Origin of the sequence: Paenibacillus castaneae (assembly GCF_002884445.1) — a bacterium.
Taxonomy (GTDB): domain Bacteria; phylum Bacillota; class Bacilli; order Paenibacillales; family Paenibacillaceae; genus Pristimantibacillus; species Pristimantibacillus castaneae.
This window is the reverse complement of sequence record NZ_KZ614144.1, coordinates 5,763,735-5,764,066: the sequence shown is the minus strand read 5'-3', so window position 1 is coordinate 5,764,066 and position 332 is coordinate 5,763,735. Positions and strand designations below refer to the sequence as shown.

1 other annotated feature (only partly in view) is annotated in these 332 nt (G+C 54.2%).

Annotated elements, in window-relative coordinates:
• Window positions 1–332 (top strand) — a sequence feature (mutual gap in cmsearch alignment for this rRNA model is longer than 100) (it extends past both window edges: 2,142 nt to the left, 194 nt to the right).

Sequence of the window (332 nt, the reverse complement as noted above, 5' to 3'; positions counted from 1 at the left end):
GAGGAAGGCTCGTCCTCTCAGGGTAAGTCGGGACCTAACGCGAGGCCGAAAGGCGTAGTGGATGGACAACAGGTTGAAATTCCTGTACCACCGAAGATCGTTTGAGCAATGGGGTGACACAGAAGGGCAGTGACGCGGACTGATGGAATAGTCCGTCCAAGCAGTGAGGCTGATCGATAGGCAAATCCGTCGATCATAAAGGCTGGGCTGTGATGGGGAGCGAAAATTGCAGTAGCGAAGGTCATGTACTCCGGCTGTCAAGAAAAGCCTCTAGTGAGATCTAGGTGCCCGTACCGCAAACCGACACAGGTAGGCGAGCAGAGCATGCTAAG